The organism is Paenibacillus glycanilyticus, from assembly GCF_051200795.1.
Lineage (GTDB): Bacteria > Bacillota > Bacilli > Paenibacillales > Paenibacillaceae > Pristimantibacillus > Pristimantibacillus glycanilyticus.
This window is the reverse complement of sequence record NZ_CP195155.1, coordinates 1,052,059-1,066,882: the sequence shown is the minus strand read 5'-3', so window position 1 is coordinate 1,066,882 and position 14,824 is coordinate 1,052,059. Positions and strand designations below refer to the sequence as shown.

Genomic DNA, 14,824 nt, shown 5'->3' with positions numbered 1-14,824 from the left:
GAAGCAGCATGTTACAGCTCTTGCTTGTAGACGATGAACGGTCCGTTGTCGAGACCCTTGCCGAGACGATTCCTTGGGAAGAATGCGGCATTAGCGTTGTTCACGAAGCCTTATCCGGGCCGATAGCCCTGCAAATCATGGAAGACCATGCGATCGATATCGTGATTACCGATATCAAAATGCCGGGGATGTCCGGCATAGAGCTCATTACGGCGATTAATAGCAAATGGCCGCATGTCCGGACTATTTTGCTCACCGGATATGCCGATTTCGATTATGCCAAGCAAGCGATCGTTCAGAATACCTTTGACTATCTGCTGAAGCCGGTCAGCGACGAGGATCTGATCCATTCGGTTGAGCGCGTTGTGAAACAAATCAAGGAGAAATGGGAAGAGGTTGCCTCCTACCGGAAAACCTTGTACACCTTAAACGAGAACCTTCCTTTGCTGAGGGCTAATACGCTAAATGAGCTGCTGAGAGGCAGCAATCAGTCAACGCTCGCGGACAAGCTGACGCTTCTGGAGCTTCCTTTTGCGGTTGGCGATCAGGTGTGCATGATGCTGATCCGGATGGAGGAGCGTTTTGCCGAAATGCCGGGACAGGATTCCGCGCTGATGGAGTACGCAATTTGCAATATAACGAGTGAAATCATGCAAAATGACTATCATATCTGGCACGCCCGGGATGCTCATGATTACATCGTGATTCTTGTAAAACCAAGGAATCCGGCGGTTGCTGGCGCCGGAGCCAGGTCTTTGCTCGAGCGTTACGCCGCGCAAATTCAGACCAATGTGCAGAACTATCTCAAGGGGGCTATTTCGGTACTCGTAGGGGGTCAAGGAACGTTTCCGGGACAAGTGAAGGAAATCTATGAGCATGCCGTTACCTCCATGCGCCGGAAGATGGGCCACGGAAAAGGGTTGTTTGTGACCACGCAGGAAGCCTTGGATTCCAGCCCGATGAATACGGTCTGGTCCTTATACGAGCCGCCTACCCTGATCAGCCTTCTGGATGCCGGCCGGTTCGACGACGTCGAGGCGAAGATCCGGCATATTTTCCGCGATATGCTGGAGACGGGCGGCGAACAGGATATGTCGGAACAGCTGATTGAAGCTTATCATGTGCTGGCCGGCGCGTTCTCGTATATCATTCACAAGAACGGCAAGCTGTTGTCCTCCGTTCTTTCGCCTGAGGCACTCAAGTTCTTCCATGCTCCGGCTTACACCACGGCGGCGCAGCTGATGGAATGGTCGATCCGGATCCTGCAGGGTATTCGCGAGGATGCCGATCAGGAGCTCAAAGATAACCATAGTACGATTGTTCGCGCGGTCCGGTCGTTTATCGACGCCAATCTGGCGAAGGACGTATCGCTGCCCGCTATTGCCGACCATGTCCATCTGCATCCCGTGTATCTCTCGAAAATCTATAAAGCGGAAACCGGCGAGCCGCTGACGGAATACGTGTACCGGCTGCGGATGGAGAAGGCCGCCTTCCTGCTACGCACAACGCCGTCCAAGGTATTCGAGATCGCCGAGATCGTCGGCTATAACAATACCGCGTATTTCATCCGCGTGTTTAAGAAGTTTTTTGACGTGACTCCCCAGGAGTATAGGGACGATGAGGGGAGGGGCGGATAAAGCAGAATAGTTGTAGGTAACTGGCCGATGGCTGGCTCTACGCAAGGGCTCGCGTGGTACTGAGCTGGGGCTGGCTCTACGCAAGTGAATGTTCTTCCGATTGCTGTTGTTTCCGGATTCTTTGAACAATCGGACAGTGGTCCGAATCCGGAAACAAAGGCAAACGCTCCGCTTCTCCAGAACATTCACTTGCTCCGTGCCCGCCTGCTCCGTGCGTCGTTACACCACAAAAACCTCGCTTCATCGTTTGGGGATGAAGCAGAAAGATAGACCCTCGCAGGGGTCTTTTTTTCTGCTCCGGTTTTGTATTAGCTACCTGCTCGTTCTCGTGGCTTGGAACTCGCCACTCTCTTCGGGCTGCCATGCCGCTTGGGCGGCAGGCTTTTTGCCTGCTATTCGCCACGTTCCTCCGCGCGCCAAGGTGCTGGAACCGCTGCAGCAGGCTTTTTGCCTGCTATTCGCCTCATTCCTCCGCGCGCCAAGGCTCCCGAATGGCTGCAGCAGGCTTTTTCCCTGCTGTTCGCCTCGTTCCTCCGCGCGCCAAGGCGCCCGAATGGCTGCAGCAGGCTTTATGCCTGCTATTCGCCACGTTCCTCCGCGCGCCAAGGCGCCCGAATGGCTGCAGCAGGCTTTTTGCCTGCTATTCGCCTCATTCCTCCGCGTGCCAAGGCTCCCGAATGGCTGCAGCAGGCTTTTTGCCTGCTATTCGCCTCATTCTTCCGCGCGCCAAGGCGCTCGATCGGCTGCTGCAGGCTTTTTGCCTGCTGCAACCGTTCCCGTAACTAAGGTGTGGGCCTAACGCAAAAAGACCCTCTTGGGGTCTTTTTGCGTTAGGTCGTGCGGGTGCTACGTCCCGCTTTCGTCTTCGGCTTTTGGCTTGAACCGTCCGATAATGTCAAGCACGTACTTGATCATCAGGGATAAGCCGCCTATGAAGAATAGGGTAATCAGCGTCCACTCCGTCGGGTCCAGGTTGACTATCGATAATAGGAAATATAGAGGATATACGTAGAATAGAATGTCCTTTAGATAAGGCAGAAATGATGTCTTGAAACTTCCCTGCCAGAACGACTTGGAAAAGGCAATTACGAAGTCGATAATCATAAACCCGAATACGCCCCAAAACGTATACTTGATCCAGTCGATAAGTGTAAATGTCACTCCATCATCACCACCTTGCAACACCATATGCGATAAAAGGTGACATGTTGATAAAATGCGCCCAAAACCTTTCGACTGGTTTGTGTGAAATTTGACAATTTTAAAACAAAACGCTTACAAAGAACAATTACGGTTTGTTAGCCGCGAAACGCTTGAGCAGACTGATGGAATTGAAGTGAATCCCTTCATGGTATAAGGTATAACTGAGGAATTCGCCAACCGTATGGAGAGTAAGTCCCGTCCCCGTGGTGAACGGAACGGCCACTTGCTCATCTATTCTATCATGCAATTTTTCCGCAATCCGAATCGGCTGTCCGGCAAGCAGCTCCAGCAAATCCTCAAGCTCCGGCAGTTGATCTTCATCCTGCCAATCGCCCGGCTTGGTGCCCTTCGCAAACCACCGCTCAAAGCCTTCGGGAAGGTGTACGGACTCCCCTGCGAAATGAAAAGCAAACCTTTCCTGAACCACGTAAATATGCCCGAGGTTCCACCTGATATTGTTATTGAAGCCGTCCGGTACATGATCCAGCGCAGCTTCCGACAGACCGCGAACCGTATTTACCGTTACCTGCCTGATAAAGCCAAGTTGGTGAAGCAATCCTTTACTCATCGGTATCCCTCTTTTCGTCCATAATCAAGAAAGTCTAACCCTCTATCCAGAACCGGCGGATCACGTTCCCATTCTCTTCCTTGAAGCTCGTATCCTCAACTCCGCCATTGTTCAAGATCGTGCTTGCCGATGCAACGTTACTCTCGTCGCAGCAGACCAGAACCTTCCGGATGCCAAGCTCCCTCGTCTTCTCGAGAGATTGGGCAAGCAGCTTCGTCGCATATCCTTGCCTTCTTGCGGAAGGGCGGATTCCGTATCCGATGTGCCCTCCCCTTTCCATCAGCCAAGGCGACAAGGCATGCCGGATGTTCACCGCGCCAACGATTCTGCGGTCTTCCGTTGCCAGCCAATAGGTGGAGTTCGCCACCCAGCTCTCTTGAAGACCAATCCCGTTCGAGACGTCCTCCAGCCACCCAATCATCGCCTGGAAGTCCGAAGGATCCTGTTCCACCACCCAAGGGACGATATCCTCGCCGCTGTCGATCCATTCCCGGTAAAAATCCAGGTAAGGCTCCTTCCACTCCAGACCCGGCCGAACCAAATAAACATCCGCCATCTTACTTCTTCCCTTTCTGCCTGTTCTCCGCTGCCCGGTATTCGGTGATCCGTTTGATCAGTTCGTACGGAATAGGTTTGTTCAGCGGGAATTGTACGGAACCTTTGGCTCCTTTATAGCCGGACAGCTCCTCCTGAAAAGCGCTGATACCTGCCGCCGTCGGGTAAAATCCGATATGCTTTTTGAACGCGGCATAATAGACTAAATTTCCGTTCAACTCAAAAGCCGGCATCTGGTAGCTGATCTTTTCCTTCGCGTCCGGCGCAGCTTCCCGTATCACTTCCCGAATCTTCTGAAGGGTCGTCTGCAGCTCGGACGGAAAGTTTGCAATATATTCATCAATCGTTTTGTACTCCGCGGCGTTTGTTTCCATGTCGGCCTCCTTGGTCCTTACACATCGTAATTAACGACGTAAGGATGCATATCCGTATTATAAAAGCCAACGCTGTACTCAATCAAACCGTCGTCGGGGCCATAAGCAAACCGGGAACGCTTCAGCACGATAGCTTGTCCCGCAGTCATTCCGAGTGCTTCTTGCACTTCGTCCGGGGCCGGCGATACGGCAAATTCATCCCGGTAATGCTCGGGTACAAAGCCCTGCTCCTCCAGCCAGTCGTATAGCGATTGAATCCTAAGAACGTCCGCGCTGCCGTGCAGCTTCGCCGGCAAATAATGCGTGTAATGAATATAGGGCGTCCCGTTCAGCAGATACAACCTGTCGATCTTCAAAGCTTGCGGCCCGAACAGACGATACGGCTCCGTTCCTTCTTCGTTATTCGAAAGTCCCGCGCGCAGCAGCTGCTTGCCGATCTGATGTCCCTCTTCTACCAGAACCTCCGTGAACCGTTTCAGCTTGGACAGCTTGGAGGAGGAGGTATTGCGGATGACTCTCGTGCCTTTGCCGCTGCTCGTCTCCAGGTACCCTTCCTGCACCAGCGCCTTGATCGCATTGCGTACCGTTATTTTGCTGACCTGGAATTCCTGCTCCAGCAGCGGCTCGGATGGAATATTCGCATCCACCGGGTACACCCCGTGCAAAATCCGGTCTTTTATAATGTTCATCACTTGTATATACAAAGGGCTGTTGTTTCGTACCAGCTTCATCGCCGTTCTACCTACCTTTCCACATCGGCCGCCTTCTCCGCCATTGCCCTCATAACCTCCCGTTCGGACGACATTGGCGTATCTCCGGCCGTAGTATGCGCCAATAGGGCTGCGGCCGCCGCGAAACTTACCGTCTTCTCGGGAGCAAACCCCTGCAGTTCCCCGTGAATGATCCCGCTCGTATAAGCATCGCCGGCTCCAATCCGATCATACACCATAAACGACCGCTCCGGCGAAAAAGAAAAGGTTTGCTCCTTGTAAAGAAAACCACGCAGCGAATGCGTATTGTCGGCATTAACGGTACGGTGCGTGCCTGCAATAACGGAAATGCCATAGTGGTCCGCCGCCACCGAAATTAGTTCGACGAGTTGTTCCTCTCGCTCCGCTGCCGCAGCCTGCATCCCCAAAATATGGATCGCATCCCGTTCGTTCATCATGACCATATCCGCCAGCTGCAGCATCCGCTCATAATGAGGCTTCGCCGCGCCGTAGCCGTCATCGCCCCATAAAGCAGGACGGTAGTTGCAATCAAACACGACCACTCCGCCCCGCTTCTTCACCGCCTCTGCCAGGTTCCGCATATGGAGCCGGACGCCGTCATTCATCGCCAGCGCAATGCCGCAGAGATGAAGAACGTCCAGTTCGGCGGAAATCCGGTCGTAATCGTAAATATCGGCAGGAGCCGTATTAAAGCTGCTTTCTTGCCGGTTCGTGTAAGTGACGCGGCTAGGACGGGAACCAAAGCCATTCTCGAGAAAATACATCCCGATATATCGTCCGCCGCGCTCTATAAGCTCCGTTGCCACTCCAAGCCTGCGCAAGCTTCCGATTGCCGCTTCGCCCAGCGGATTATCCGGCAGCCGCGTGATGAGGGACGCCGAATAACCAAACCGCGAGAGTGCCGACATCACGTTAACGCCCGTGCCCGAGAATGAATAAGACAAGCTGTCCGCCTGCGTCAACAGCTGGAAGCCCGGCGTCTGCAGCCGCATCATCACTTCGCCAAAAGCCGCGATCCGCTTAGCCGCCATAGCGGTCGACCAGCTTTTTCATCGTGATCAGCAGCTCTTGCACATCCTCCACTCTGGTTGCCCCTGTTGCCTTATCCATAATCGAGGAATACACATGCGGAATAACCTGCGGTACGCCCGCTTCCAGCGCTATTCGCAGAATAGCCTCGAAGTTCCCCTTATCAATGCCGCCTGTTGGCTCAAGCGCAAAGCCTTCCTCGGCACATGCCTTGGCAACCGCCCGAAGCTCATCTTCGCAGTCTAGTCCGTTCATCGGAAAATATTTCAGCGCATTGCCGCCCATATCGCGGACAAGCGCAATCGCCGCCTTCACCGGCACGATAGCCTGCTCCTGCGCCGCCGCGCTGGCCGGTCCCGTTGACAGATTGACGTAACCAACCTGACCGGTTGGGGATACCAAGCTGTTAATCCAGCTGTCTTTTTCTCCGAGATTAGCGCGCGTTGCTCCTACGGAAGGGAACACCTGGTTAATATGCGTACCTCCGTACTGCTTCGCAATCTCCGCAACAACGGCCGCCTGGCGGTTATCCCCCGCGCCAAGGCCGATGGATACGGCATCGTCAATCGCGAGACCGTACTCACGCATGGCCTCTACCGCAGCCTCCGCATTCGGGTAGTTTTTGGACAAAACGCCAACCAACACGTAGCCCTCCGCCGCCTCGAATACATCCTTCGCATTACCGATGCTGCCCGCGAGCACATTAAGCGCGGCGCGTCCTTTATACAATCGTTTCGTCATATTAGACATGGTTGCGGCCTCCTGCCAGTTCTCGTATGCGTGCTTCGATGACTTCCATATCGTCGCCCGTTAACGGACGGGGATCGATATCGAAATAGCCCTGTTTTACGCCGTAATCCCGGGTATAAATCGCAATGTCGCCTTCCCGCAGCCCATCGTTGACGGCCTTTGCCGTTGTACCGGACAGGGCTGGATCGATTTGAATTCTTGCGCGGAATATCGCTCTTCCCGCTTCATCCTGCACTATCGTTACCTTTATGCCGGGAAGCTCGGAAAGCGGAAGAAGCTTGTTCAGCGCTGCCTTCTCCCGCTCGCTGTTATCCGGCTTATCGCGGTATTCGTCCAGCGCCTGAAGCAGGCCAAAGGACGTTTCCTTGCCGACCTTCATGCTTCGTCCGATGCCGTGAAGCTGCATTTTCACCCACTCGATATAGGTCCGCTTGCCGCCTACAATGCCGGAGGTTGGTCCTTCAATCGCCTTCGAGCCGCTATAAATGGCAAGGTCGGAATATTGGACGTATTTCCGCAGATCCTCTTCCGCCGCCGCGTCCACGATCATCGGCACGCCCCGGCGCTGCGCGACTTCCCAGGCTTCCTCGACGCTGATCATATTCTTCTGCACGGCATGATGGGACTTCACGTACAGAATAGCTGCCGTGCGTTCATTGATGGCTTCCTCGATATGCCCGGCTGTTCCTTCGTTCGCGTAGCCAACCTCGACCAGCCTGCCGCCGCCCAAGTAAACCATCGTTTCAACCGGCGCTCCGTATTGCACGTTATGGCCTTTGAGAATAATAATCTCGTTCTGCTGGATTGGCTCTTGATGAAGCTTTTCCGCCAACCGCCGGCTTCCCTTCGTCACGATTCCCGCAACCGACAGCGCAATGCCGCTGGAAGCGGAGTTCACGATGACGGCAGCCTCGGAGCCGATAATCCCCGCAACATAGTCGCCTGCTTTGTCGACCAGATCGGCAATCTCCACATAGCTTTGTCCGCCACGCTTCATTGCCTCCATAACCGAATCGGTCGGCGCGGAGACGCCTAGAATGCTCATCCGGCCGCTGGCGTTAATAACTCTCTTCAACCCGTATCTAGCATGCAAAGTACTGTCCATTCGTATATACTCCCCTCGCCTGAATCGTTTGCCCCGCCGTTCTTTTCTCGCCTTCGGAATCCAGCAGCTCCGACGGGCTGTCCGCCACCTCGAATAAAGTCAGGTTCGCGGGCTCGCCAACCTTCATGCGTCCAAGCTCCGGTCTGCCCAGCCACTCCGCGGGACGGACCGTCACCGCCGCTATAATCTCTTCCAATGAATAGCCTAGCATTAGAAACTTCGTCAGCACCTGAGATAAGCTATGCACCGGACCGTTCAGCCGGTTGCCCCGGTAAATGTCCGTGCTGATCGTGTCGAACCGGATTCCCGCATGTTTCGCCATCTCCGCCACTTCGAACGAAAAACTTGCCGTCCCATGCCCGACGTCCAGCCTAACACCTCTGTCCAGCGCCTCCTTGAGAACCGGCAAGGCGCCGCCATTATGATCAAACAACCGGTTATCCCGCTTGCCGTTCAAATAATGCGTCACCACGTCGCGCTCCCGAAGCAGTGGCAGGATCTCCTCCACTCCGGGCGGTCTCGAGCCGATATGGACCATAAGCGGCAGCCCGCTTTCTACGGACAAAGCCCTCGCCAGCCGCAAAGGCTCCAGGCCGCTTCGGCCGACAACGCTTCCGCTCATCCTCGCCTTTAACCCAACGATAAACGCCGGGTGACGGGCAATAGCCTCTAGCGCCTCTTTCCGGTCAATCCATTGAAGCTCCGACAGCTCATCTATCCGCTGCAGGCCAAGCCGGGATACGTTCAATAGCGCCAATACTCTCGTCCTTGCCTCAGCCCGGCTTGCAGCCAGCTCGTCAATCCGGTCCGCGCCGCAGCTTCCCGCGTCAACAATCGTAGTTACGCCATGCCTCACGCCAATCTCATCAATCTCATCGCCATACGGCGCAAGCCCCGAAACCGCATGCACATGCAGGTCAATCCACCCGCTTGAGGCGTACATGCCGGTACAATCCATTACGTTGCCGCCTTCTGCCGTGCATGCATCCGACAGCTCCGCAATCCGGCCATCCGCACCCATCACAATGTCGACCCTCTCTAAACGGTCCAACAGCTTTACGTTCCGCCATATCAATTCCATACCGCCACCTTTTTCTGCAACAGACATGTAGTATAACGTTATAATGTTAGATTACATCGATTAGGTGAAGCGGTCAACAAACATTATAATGTTTAAACAGAAAAAAAGCCTGCAAGTTAATGAGAATCCCTTCCACTAACTTGCAAGCTCTCTCCTGCCGGATTACAACGACTCTGATGCCTGCTTCAACAGATTGGCGAGCACATCGAAATCAGCCGCTTGCCCTGCTTTGAATTTGATTGTTTTTCGTTCCGGCGGACCGTTGAACTGCCCTTCAGGGAATTCCACTTCAGCTGCGTTAAAAATAACAAAGCTGACGGCATCCTTCGCTGTCGAAATAACCGCGGCATATTTGCCATTTTTCAAAAAATGGGGCTTTTTGTATTGAATCCGTTCCTCCGCACCCGGCACAGTCTCGTGGACCATATCCCGAAGGCTGCTTGCCAGCTCGGCCTGCCACGGCTGCGCCAGCTCCTCGATGAACGACGTAACTTCTGCCTGCTTCATGCCATCCTCTCCCTTTGCAATGATTCTATCAATTACTATACCATTTCGCCTAAATTATAGGAAATTCGTAGATTGAATATATATTCATATTATTGCATAATTATATAAAAATGCAAAGGAGGCTGCCGTCTTGCCTTACCTCTGCAACTCCCCGTCCTTAACCGACTATCTCGCCGACTCCGATATAGCGGATTATCACCATCCCGCTATTCAGTCGCTTGCGACAGAGCTGCGTCAGCAGGCGCCCGACGAGACAACGTTTATCCGGCTTGCTTTCGAATACGTCCGGGATCAAATCTCCCATTCCTGGGATATCCAAAGCTCCCTCATTACTTGCAGCGCTTCCGATGCCCTAGCCCATAAAGAAGGCATCTGTTATGCCAAGTCGAACCTGTTATGCGCCATTCTGCGCAGTCAGGGAATACCCGCGGGATATTGCTATCAGCGCTTGACGCTTGGGGATACGCCGGATACCGGATACGTCATCCATGCACTGAACGCGGTATATCTTCGCAATGCGGAGAGATGGATCAGAATAGACGCGCGCGGCAACAAGCCGGGGATTGATGCTCAATTCTCTTTAGACCAAGAACGGCTGGCCTTTCCAATCCGGAAGGAATATGACGAAGTTGATTATCCGATCATTTATTCCGAACCTCATCCAAGCACCATCCAGGTTTTGCGTCAGCATAACGATTGCAAAGTCATGTATCTGCACGGTCTCCCGGCTGAGCTATAACGCTTGGATAAAAAATAACCCCTTCACCGTATGCGTGAAGGGGTTATTGTCAAATGCGCTATTTATTTCCAGCTTTCAAACTTATAAGTCCAGAACCTCTCCGTTCCCAAGCGTTCCTGAACCTCTTTGTCCGTGTGCTGCTTGTTCCCGAAGATTTCGGAACTGTTGAATTGGGAGCGGTGAGCCCGGATGGAAGCCATCTTGTTCTTCGTATAATCCCGCACGTCAAACGAGATATCCGGCTTGCCAATAAACTGCTCATGATTTCGGGAGAAAGCTACGCAATAGACAGGCGGCCGCTCTTCCTCCGGCAGTCTTCCGACCGTCCGAACAACGGCTTCCCCGGTTGCGTCATGGTCCGGATGAACGCTGTAGCCCGGATAAAACGTGAAGATAACGTCAGGCTTCACTTCTTCAATAAGAGCATGAATATGTTCATCAAGGAACACTTTGTCCTCGAACTCAATCGTTTTGTCATGGAAGCCAAGCATTCTCAGATCCTGGATTCCAATCGCCGCGCAGGACTCTTCAAGCTCGCCCCGGCGAATCTGCGGCAGCGTTATCCGGCTTGCGAACGGCGGAAAGCCCATGTTCCGCGCCATCTCCCCAAGGGTCAGGCAGGCGTAGGTAACCTGCGCGCCTTGATCGATCAACTGCGCCAGCGTACCCGACATTGTAAATGCTTCATCATCCGGATGCGGCAGAACTACTAATATACGTTCCATGTATTTTACTCTCCTTTCTAAAAGAAAGCTCCAACTTAAAAAGGCTCCCGGCTGAGTTGCAAAGCGACAACAAGCTTGCCCTGCTGGTCATGGCCGGCGAGGATAAGCCGTTCGGCTTCGCTCTCTTCATAATGGGTCAAGCCTTCCGAATAAACCCAGCCCTGCTGCATTTTGAGTCCGACACGGAAAGGACCGTTCCCGGATATCAAACCATGCGAATATTGAATAACGGCATTCGATATAAAAGTAGCGGCCGGATGCTTGGAAGCATCGTTATGAGCCGCGTATGCTCCTGTCGTCATCTCAAGATGAACATAGACATCTTGATCTTTCAAGCTTTCCAGTCGTCGTTGAACCTCGGCGGGATGGATCGGTTGCATCATCTTGGATTCTCCTTTAACCATAAAATGAATAATGAATTGAGAAGATTGTATAGTAAGTTTATCGGAATAGCAAGAATAAGATTACTGTTCCGATACCTTTTTCTCATACAGGTTAAAATCGCCGATTGGATTGGCTGCGGTGCCTTTGAATTCATAACCGCAAGTGCTGCGGTAGAAGTCGTTCAGCTTCGGATTATTGGCGATGCAGTCCAGCCTGATCCGGTCTTTACCCGGGAAATGAATGTCCGAGCTTGACCAATGAACGATAGCTTCGCCGAGATTACTCCCCGCGGCTGCGCGGTTAATATTAAGACGATGCAGATAGACCGAGCTCTCATGCCCTTCCTCGCCCCACAGCTCGCGATCCCAAGGGCTCGCCTGCTGCATCAGCATAACCATCCCCATAAGCGTATCATCCTGTACGAAAATATACACTTCCCCGCGTTTGATCGCTTCCGGCGTACGATGGGAGTCTTCGCCCTGCAGCAGTCCGCTCCACTGCGTAGAGCCTCTGCTCTTCAGCCATTCCGCCGTCTGCACCAGCAGTCCCAGCACGGCTGGCGTATCCCCTTCCGTGGCCTGGAATACTTTTATATGATTCTGAATAATCCCGATTGGTTCTGATTGCGTAAACATGGATGACTGCCCTCCTGCTAATGGCCCAAGATACCTCCAGTATACTCTCTTTAGCCAAACTTCTACAAATCTCAACCGCAGGTTGAGTCCGGCGAAAGTTCAATCCATGCGTTATTGTCCGGCTGGGGTAACTTCAATAGAATGAGGAGTATCAAAAGGAGCGTGAGCGAACATGAAGGAGAAACTGGCGCGGAACATCGCCATTTACCGGAAAGAAAGAGGATTAACGCAAGAGGAGCTGGCGACCAGGCTGGGCATTTCGTTTCAGGCCGTATCCAAATGGGAGAACGCCGTGACTATGCCGGACCTCTCGCTAGTGCCGGAGTTATGCCGCACGCTTGAAGTCAGCATCGACAAACTGCTTGGTTACGTCTCGCAGGATAAGCCGATTACGATTTATGAAGAAGAATATAAGACGGAAAATTATTATTGGGGAACGGAGCCGAACAGCGGCGTATACGAGGTGCTGAAGGCTATGCCGCCGAGCAGACGGCTGAAGCTTCTGGATATTGGCTGCGGTGAAGGCAGGGACGCGGTATTTTTCGCCCGGAACGGTTATGAGGTAACGGGAATCGACGTTTCGGATGCCGGCATTGAGAAAACAAAACGGCTGGCCGAATACGCTGGCGTCCAGGTTAACGTGTTGAAAGCGGATGTGCTGGATTTCCGTCTCGACAAGCCATACGACATTATTTATTCCAGCGGGGTTCTTCATTACATCAAGCCGGAGTTCCGCCAGGAGATATTCGCGAACTACAAGCAGTTCACTAACCCCGGCGGAATCCATGTCCTGAACGTGTTCGTGCATAAACCGTTTATCGCCCCGCCGCCTGAAAACGAACCTCATGCCTACAAATGGCATTCGGGCGAGCTGTTATCGCACTATCGGGACTGGCTGATTAAAGACAGCGCCGAGATCGTGTTCGACTGCAACTCCAGCGGCATTCCCCATCAGCATGCGATGAGCACGGTTATGGCGCAGAAGGCGTGACGAAGACGGTTAGCTTACGTTTCGTTCTTTTCTAATAGATATAATGCTTCATCAAGCGGAACCACATACTCTTCCCTGGCCTTCATGTCTTTCAGCCGCACTTTGCCGGTTCGGGCCTCTTCCTCGCCAATAAGCAGCGCGTAACGGATCGCCCTGCTTTCAAGCGAGGCCAGAGCCTTTTTCAGCTTTCTGCCCGCCGGCTCCATACCGGTCTGAATCCCACCCGAGCGCAGGACGGTCGCAGCCATCAAGGCATCCCCCCTTGTATCGCCGATGGATAAGACAACGACCTTTGGAGCCTGCCCCGGGAATGGCCGGTCCCGGATCATTTCCATGATGGACTCCATGCCTAACGACAAGCCTGCCGCCGGGTAGGTCATATCCTCGTTGCCGATCAGCTTGCCGATTATCGCGTCGTACCTCCCGCCGCTTCCTATGCTGGATGCATAAACGCCGCTGGCATCAAAAATCTCATAGACGGTTCCCGTATAGAACGAAAATCCCCGCGATAAAAAAGGATCAAAGCGGCAAATGTCCGAAAGCTTCAGCTTGTCGATCAGCGTCTGAAGAGCGCGGACCTCGGCAGCTCCTTGCGATTCCTTGAGACCATAGCGCTCCGCCAGAAGACCGAAAGAAGGTTCTTGCAGGGCAATAAGCTCTGCAATCTTCTCAACGGCTGACCTCGAAATTCCTTTGTCTCTCATTTCCGCCAGAACGCCATCGCTGCCTATCTTCTCAAGTTTGTCGAGCGTAAGCATCACGGACAGGCTTTCCTCCGCCGGTACGCCTACCGCACCCAATATTTCGCTTAAATACCGGCGGTTATTCCAGCGCAGCGTGACCGGAATGGCGAGCCTTTTGAACACCTCAACCGCTATCAGCATCAGCTCCGCTTCCGCTTCAGGCCCCTCAACGCCTACCATATCCACATCGCATTGGAGAAATTCCCGCAGGCGGCCGCGCTTCACCGGACCATCGCGAAAAACCTTCCCGATCTCGTACCGTCTGTACGGAAGCTTGATTCCGGGATTCAAAGCCATGACCTTCGCGAAAGGAATCGTCAAATCGTAACGCAGCCCCAGCTTCCTTCCGCCTTGATCCGTGAGCCGGTACATCTCCTTCAATATCTCGTCGCCGCCCGCATACTTGGAGGTCAATAAATCCAGCTCGTGAAGCACCGTAGACTCCATGCTCTCAAAGTCATACAGCTCGAAAACCTCCTGCAGCACCCCTCTAACCTTCTGGCGGACGGCTTGTTCCTTTCCGAAAAAATCGTAGGTTCCTTTTACGTTTTGCATAACCCGGCACTCTCCTTTATTTTGGGCAAGCGTAAACGGCTGCGCCGTCCTTAGGAGGGGCAGCATACGTTTCGCGAATGAAATATAAGCACAGTATAGAAAAACGTATACTTTCTTATATTTTAAAATAAAAAACGCGCAGGACCTCTTGGTCCTGCGCGTCACGTATGCCGCAGGGAGGCCAACGCGAATGGCGTTAGCCTCCCTGAATTTTTGTATCAGGGGTGCTATCGCTTTTTGTAGTGATGATGAAGTTGATTAAACGCGAATGTCCGCATATGCGTAACTCCTTCATTCAAACTCGAATAATTATCGTTGATTATAGCAGGGCTGATTCAAAGATGCAATGACCGGTAATCGGTCCTGCGAAGATCGGATATTTTCTTTCCAGAACCGACATCATATGACCTTTTCACAACATTGGGAAAGAAGTACCAAACCCTCGGTTACGGGATAAGCAGCAGGACCTTTGCGGAAACTAACGGCCAGAAGTCTGATTGACACCTCATATT

The 14,824-nt window shown here is 53.0% G+C and carries 18 protein-coding genes; 4 read left to right on the top strand and 14 right to left on the bottom strand.

All coding sequences use genetic code 11. From position 1 onward, the window contains the following. Positions 1-8 precede the first annotated feature (8 nt). Positions 9-1,637: a response regulator transcription factor gene (locus ACR9FF_RS04810; protein WP_435169411.1), complete on the top strand. Its 1,629-nt coding sequence runs from the start codon at positions 9-11 to the stop codon at positions 1,635-1,637. Positions 1,638-2,084: 447 nt separating this feature from the next. Next, a complete protein-coding gene (locus ACR9FF_RS04805; RefSeq protein WP_435169409.1) occupies positions 2,085-2,423 on the top strand; it encodes a hypothetical protein in 339 nt (112 codons plus the stop codon). A gap of 60 nt (positions 2,424-2,483) precedes the next feature. Here the strand turns inward: ACR9FF_RS04805 and ACR9FF_RS04800 are convergent, their stop codons facing one another. From ACR9FF_RS04800 to ACR9FF_RS04755, 10 genes are all read right to left on the bottom strand, one after another. Continuing rightward, positions 2,484-2,798: a hypothetical protein gene (locus ACR9FF_RS04800; RefSeq protein ID WP_435169407.1), complete on the bottom strand. Its 315-nt coding sequence runs from the start codon at positions 2,796-2,798 to the stop codon at positions 2,484-2,486. A gap of 127 nt (positions 2,799-2,925) precedes the next feature. After that, positions 2,926-3,408: a DinB family protein gene (locus tag ACR9FF_RS04795; protein ID WP_435169405.1), complete on the bottom strand. Its 483-nt coding sequence runs from the start codon at positions 3,406-3,408 to the stop codon at positions 2,926-2,928. A gap of 34 nt (positions 3,409-3,442) precedes the next feature. Further along, complete coding sequence (locus ACR9FF_RS04790) at positions 3,443-3,964, bottom strand: GNAT family N-acetyltransferase (protein WP_435169403.1); 522 nt, start codon at positions 3,962-3,964, stop codon at positions 3,443-3,445. Between the two features lies 1 nt (position 3,965). Beyond that, positions 3,966-4,337, bottom strand: coding sequence for an iron chaperone (locus tag ACR9FF_RS04785; protein ID WP_127496831.1), 372 nt, complete (start codon positions 4,335-4,337; stop codon positions 3,966-3,968). A gap of 17 nt (positions 4,338-4,354) precedes the next feature. Continuing rightward, positions 4,355-5,068: a GntR family transcriptional regulator gene (locus ACR9FF_RS04780; protein ID WP_435169400.1), complete on the bottom strand. Its 714-nt coding sequence runs from the start codon at positions 5,066-5,068 to the stop codon at positions 4,355-4,357. 11 nt (positions 5,069-5,079) lie between these two features. Next, positions 5,080-6,099: a sugar kinase gene (locus ACR9FF_RS04775; protein ID WP_435169398.1), complete on the bottom strand. Its 1,020-nt coding sequence runs from the start codon at positions 6,097-6,099 to the stop codon at positions 5,080-5,082. After that, a complete protein-coding gene (dagF, locus tag ACR9FF_RS04770) occupies positions 6,089-6,847 on the bottom strand; it encodes a 2-dehydro-3-deoxy-phosphogluconate aldolase (RefSeq protein WP_435169396.1) in 759 nt (252 codons plus the stop codon). Before dagF ends, ACR9FF_RS04775 begins: the two co-directional genes overlap by 11 nt. Next, positions 6,840-7,952 (bottom strand): DgaE family pyridoxal phosphate-dependent ammonia lyase, encoded by a 1,113-nt coding sequence (locus ACR9FF_RS04765; RefSeq protein WP_201007087.1) that lies wholly within the window; start codon positions 7,950-7,952, stop codon positions 6,840-6,842. The genes dagF and ACR9FF_RS04765 overlap by 8 nt, the downstream gene beginning before the upstream one ends. Beyond that, positions 7,930-9,033 carry an amidohydrolase/deacetylase family metallohydrolase gene (locus tag ACR9FF_RS04760; protein ID WP_435169394.1) on the bottom strand — a complete coding sequence of 368 codons (1,104 nt, stop codon included), beginning with the start codon at positions 9,031-9,033 and terminating at the stop codon, positions 7,930-7,932. The genes ACR9FF_RS04765 and ACR9FF_RS04760 overlap by 23 nt, the downstream gene beginning before the upstream one ends. Positions 9,034-9,195: 162 nt before the next feature. Beyond that, positions 9,196-9,540, bottom strand: a complete 345-nt coding sequence (locus ACR9FF_RS04755) for a DUF1801 domain-containing protein (protein ID WP_435169392.1) — start codon at positions 9,538-9,540, stop codon at positions 9,196-9,198. Positions 9,541-9,670: 130 nt separating this feature from the next. Between ACR9FF_RS04755 and ACR9FF_RS04750 the strand changes: the two genes are divergently transcribed. Further along, positions 9,671-10,279, top strand: coding sequence for a transglutaminase-like domain-containing protein (locus ACR9FF_RS04750; protein ID WP_435169390.1), 609 nt, complete (start codon positions 9,671-9,673; stop codon positions 10,277-10,279). Between the two features lie 62 nt (positions 10,280-10,341). On the opposite strand, the gene bshB2 is transcribed toward ACR9FF_RS04750, so the two are convergent. From bshB2 to ACR9FF_RS04735, 3 genes are all read right to left on the bottom strand, one after another. Further along, the gene (gene bshB2, locus ACR9FF_RS04745; RefSeq protein ID WP_116394191.1) at positions 10,342-11,004 is read right to left on the bottom strand and encodes a bacillithiol biosynthesis deacetylase BshB2; all 663 of its coding nucleotides are present in this window, start codon (positions 11,002-11,004) and stop codon (positions 10,342-10,344) included. A gap of 35 nt (positions 11,005-11,039) precedes the next feature. Then, positions 11,040-11,384 (bottom strand): YojF family protein, encoded by a 345-nt coding sequence (locus ACR9FF_RS04740; protein WP_116394239.1) that lies wholly within the window; start codon positions 11,382-11,384, stop codon positions 11,040-11,042. A gap of 84 nt (positions 11,385-11,468) precedes the next feature. Beyond that, entirely contained in the window at positions 11,469-12,023 is a 555-nt protein-coding gene (locus tag ACR9FF_RS04735; RefSeq protein ID WP_435169387.1) for a GNAT family N-acetyltransferase, read from the bottom strand. Positions 12,024-12,195: 172 nt separating this feature from the next. Between ACR9FF_RS04735 and ACR9FF_RS04730 the strand changes: the two genes are divergently transcribed. Continuing rightward, complete coding sequence (locus tag ACR9FF_RS04730) at positions 12,196-13,014, top strand: methyltransferase domain-containing protein (protein ID WP_127496845.1); 819 nt, start codon at positions 12,196-12,198, stop codon at positions 13,012-13,014. Positions 13,015-13,028: 14 nt separating this feature from the next. Here the strand turns inward: ACR9FF_RS04730 and ACR9FF_RS04725 are convergent, their stop codons facing one another. After that, complete coding sequence (locus ACR9FF_RS04725; protein WP_435169385.1) at positions 13,029-14,312, bottom strand: histidine--tRNA ligase; 1,284 nt, start codon at positions 14,310-14,312, stop codon at positions 13,029-13,031. Positions 14,313-14,824: the final 512 nt, after the last annotated feature.

Excerpts from the sequence above, each read along its gene's own strand:
- bshB2 (WP_116394191.1), bottom strand. The coding sequence starts at position 11,004 with ATGGAACGTATATTAGTAGTTCTGCCGCATCCGGATGATGAAGCATTT.
- ACR9FF_RS04765 (WP_201007087.1), bottom strand. The coding sequence starts at position 7,952 with ATGGACAGTACTTTGCATGCTAGATACGGGTTGAAGAGAGTTATTAAC.
- ACR9FF_RS04775 (WP_435169398.1), bottom strand. The coding sequence starts at position 6,099 with ATGGCGGCTAAGCGGATCGCGGCTTTTGGCGAAGTGATGATGCGGCTG.
- ACR9FF_RS04735 (WP_435169387.1), bottom strand. The coding sequence starts at position 12,023 with ATGTTTACGCAATCAGAACCAATCGGGATTATTCAGAATCATATAAAA.
- dagF (WP_435169396.1), bottom strand. The coding sequence starts at position 6,847 with ATGTCTAATATGACGAAACGATTGTATAAAGGACGCGCCGCGCTTAAT.
- ACR9FF_RS04725 (WP_435169385.1), bottom strand. The coding sequence starts at position 14,312 with ATGCAAAACGTAAAAGGAACCTACGATTTTTTCGGAAAGGAACAAGCC.
- ACR9FF_RS04795 (WP_435169405.1), bottom strand. The coding sequence starts at position 3,408 with ATGAGTAAAGGATTGCTTCACCAACTTGGCTTTATCAGGCAGGTAACG.
- ACR9FF_RS04780 (WP_435169400.1), bottom strand. The coding sequence starts at position 5,068 with ATGAAGCTGGTACGAAACAACAGCCCTTTGTATATACAAGTGATGAAC.
- ACR9FF_RS04730 (WP_127496845.1), top strand. The coding sequence starts at position 12,196 with ATGAAGGAGAAACTGGCGCGGAACATCGCCATTTACCGGAAAGAAAGA.
- ACR9FF_RS04810 (WP_435169411.1), top strand. The coding sequence starts at position 9 with ATGTTACAGCTCTTGCTTGTAGACGATGAACGGTCCGTTGTCGAGACC.
- ACR9FF_RS04790 (WP_435169403.1), bottom strand. The coding sequence starts at position 3,964 with ATGGCGGATGTTTATTTGGTTCGGCCGGGTCTGGAGTGGAAGGAGCCT.
- ACR9FF_RS04755 (WP_435169392.1), bottom strand. The coding sequence starts at position 9,540 with ATGAAGCAGGCAGAAGTTACGTCGTTCATCGAGGAGCTGGCGCAGCCG.
- ACR9FF_RS04785 (WP_127496831.1), bottom strand. The coding sequence starts at position 4,337 with ATGGAAACAAACGCCGCGGAGTACAAAACGATTGATGAATATATTGCA.
- ACR9FF_RS04760 (WP_435169394.1), bottom strand. The coding sequence starts at position 9,033 with ATGGAATTGATATGGCGGAACGTAAAGCTGTTGGACCGTTTAGAGAGG.
- ACR9FF_RS04740 (WP_116394239.1), bottom strand. The coding sequence starts at position 11,384 with ATGCAACCGATCCATCCCGCCGAGGTTCAACGACGACTGGAAAGCTTG.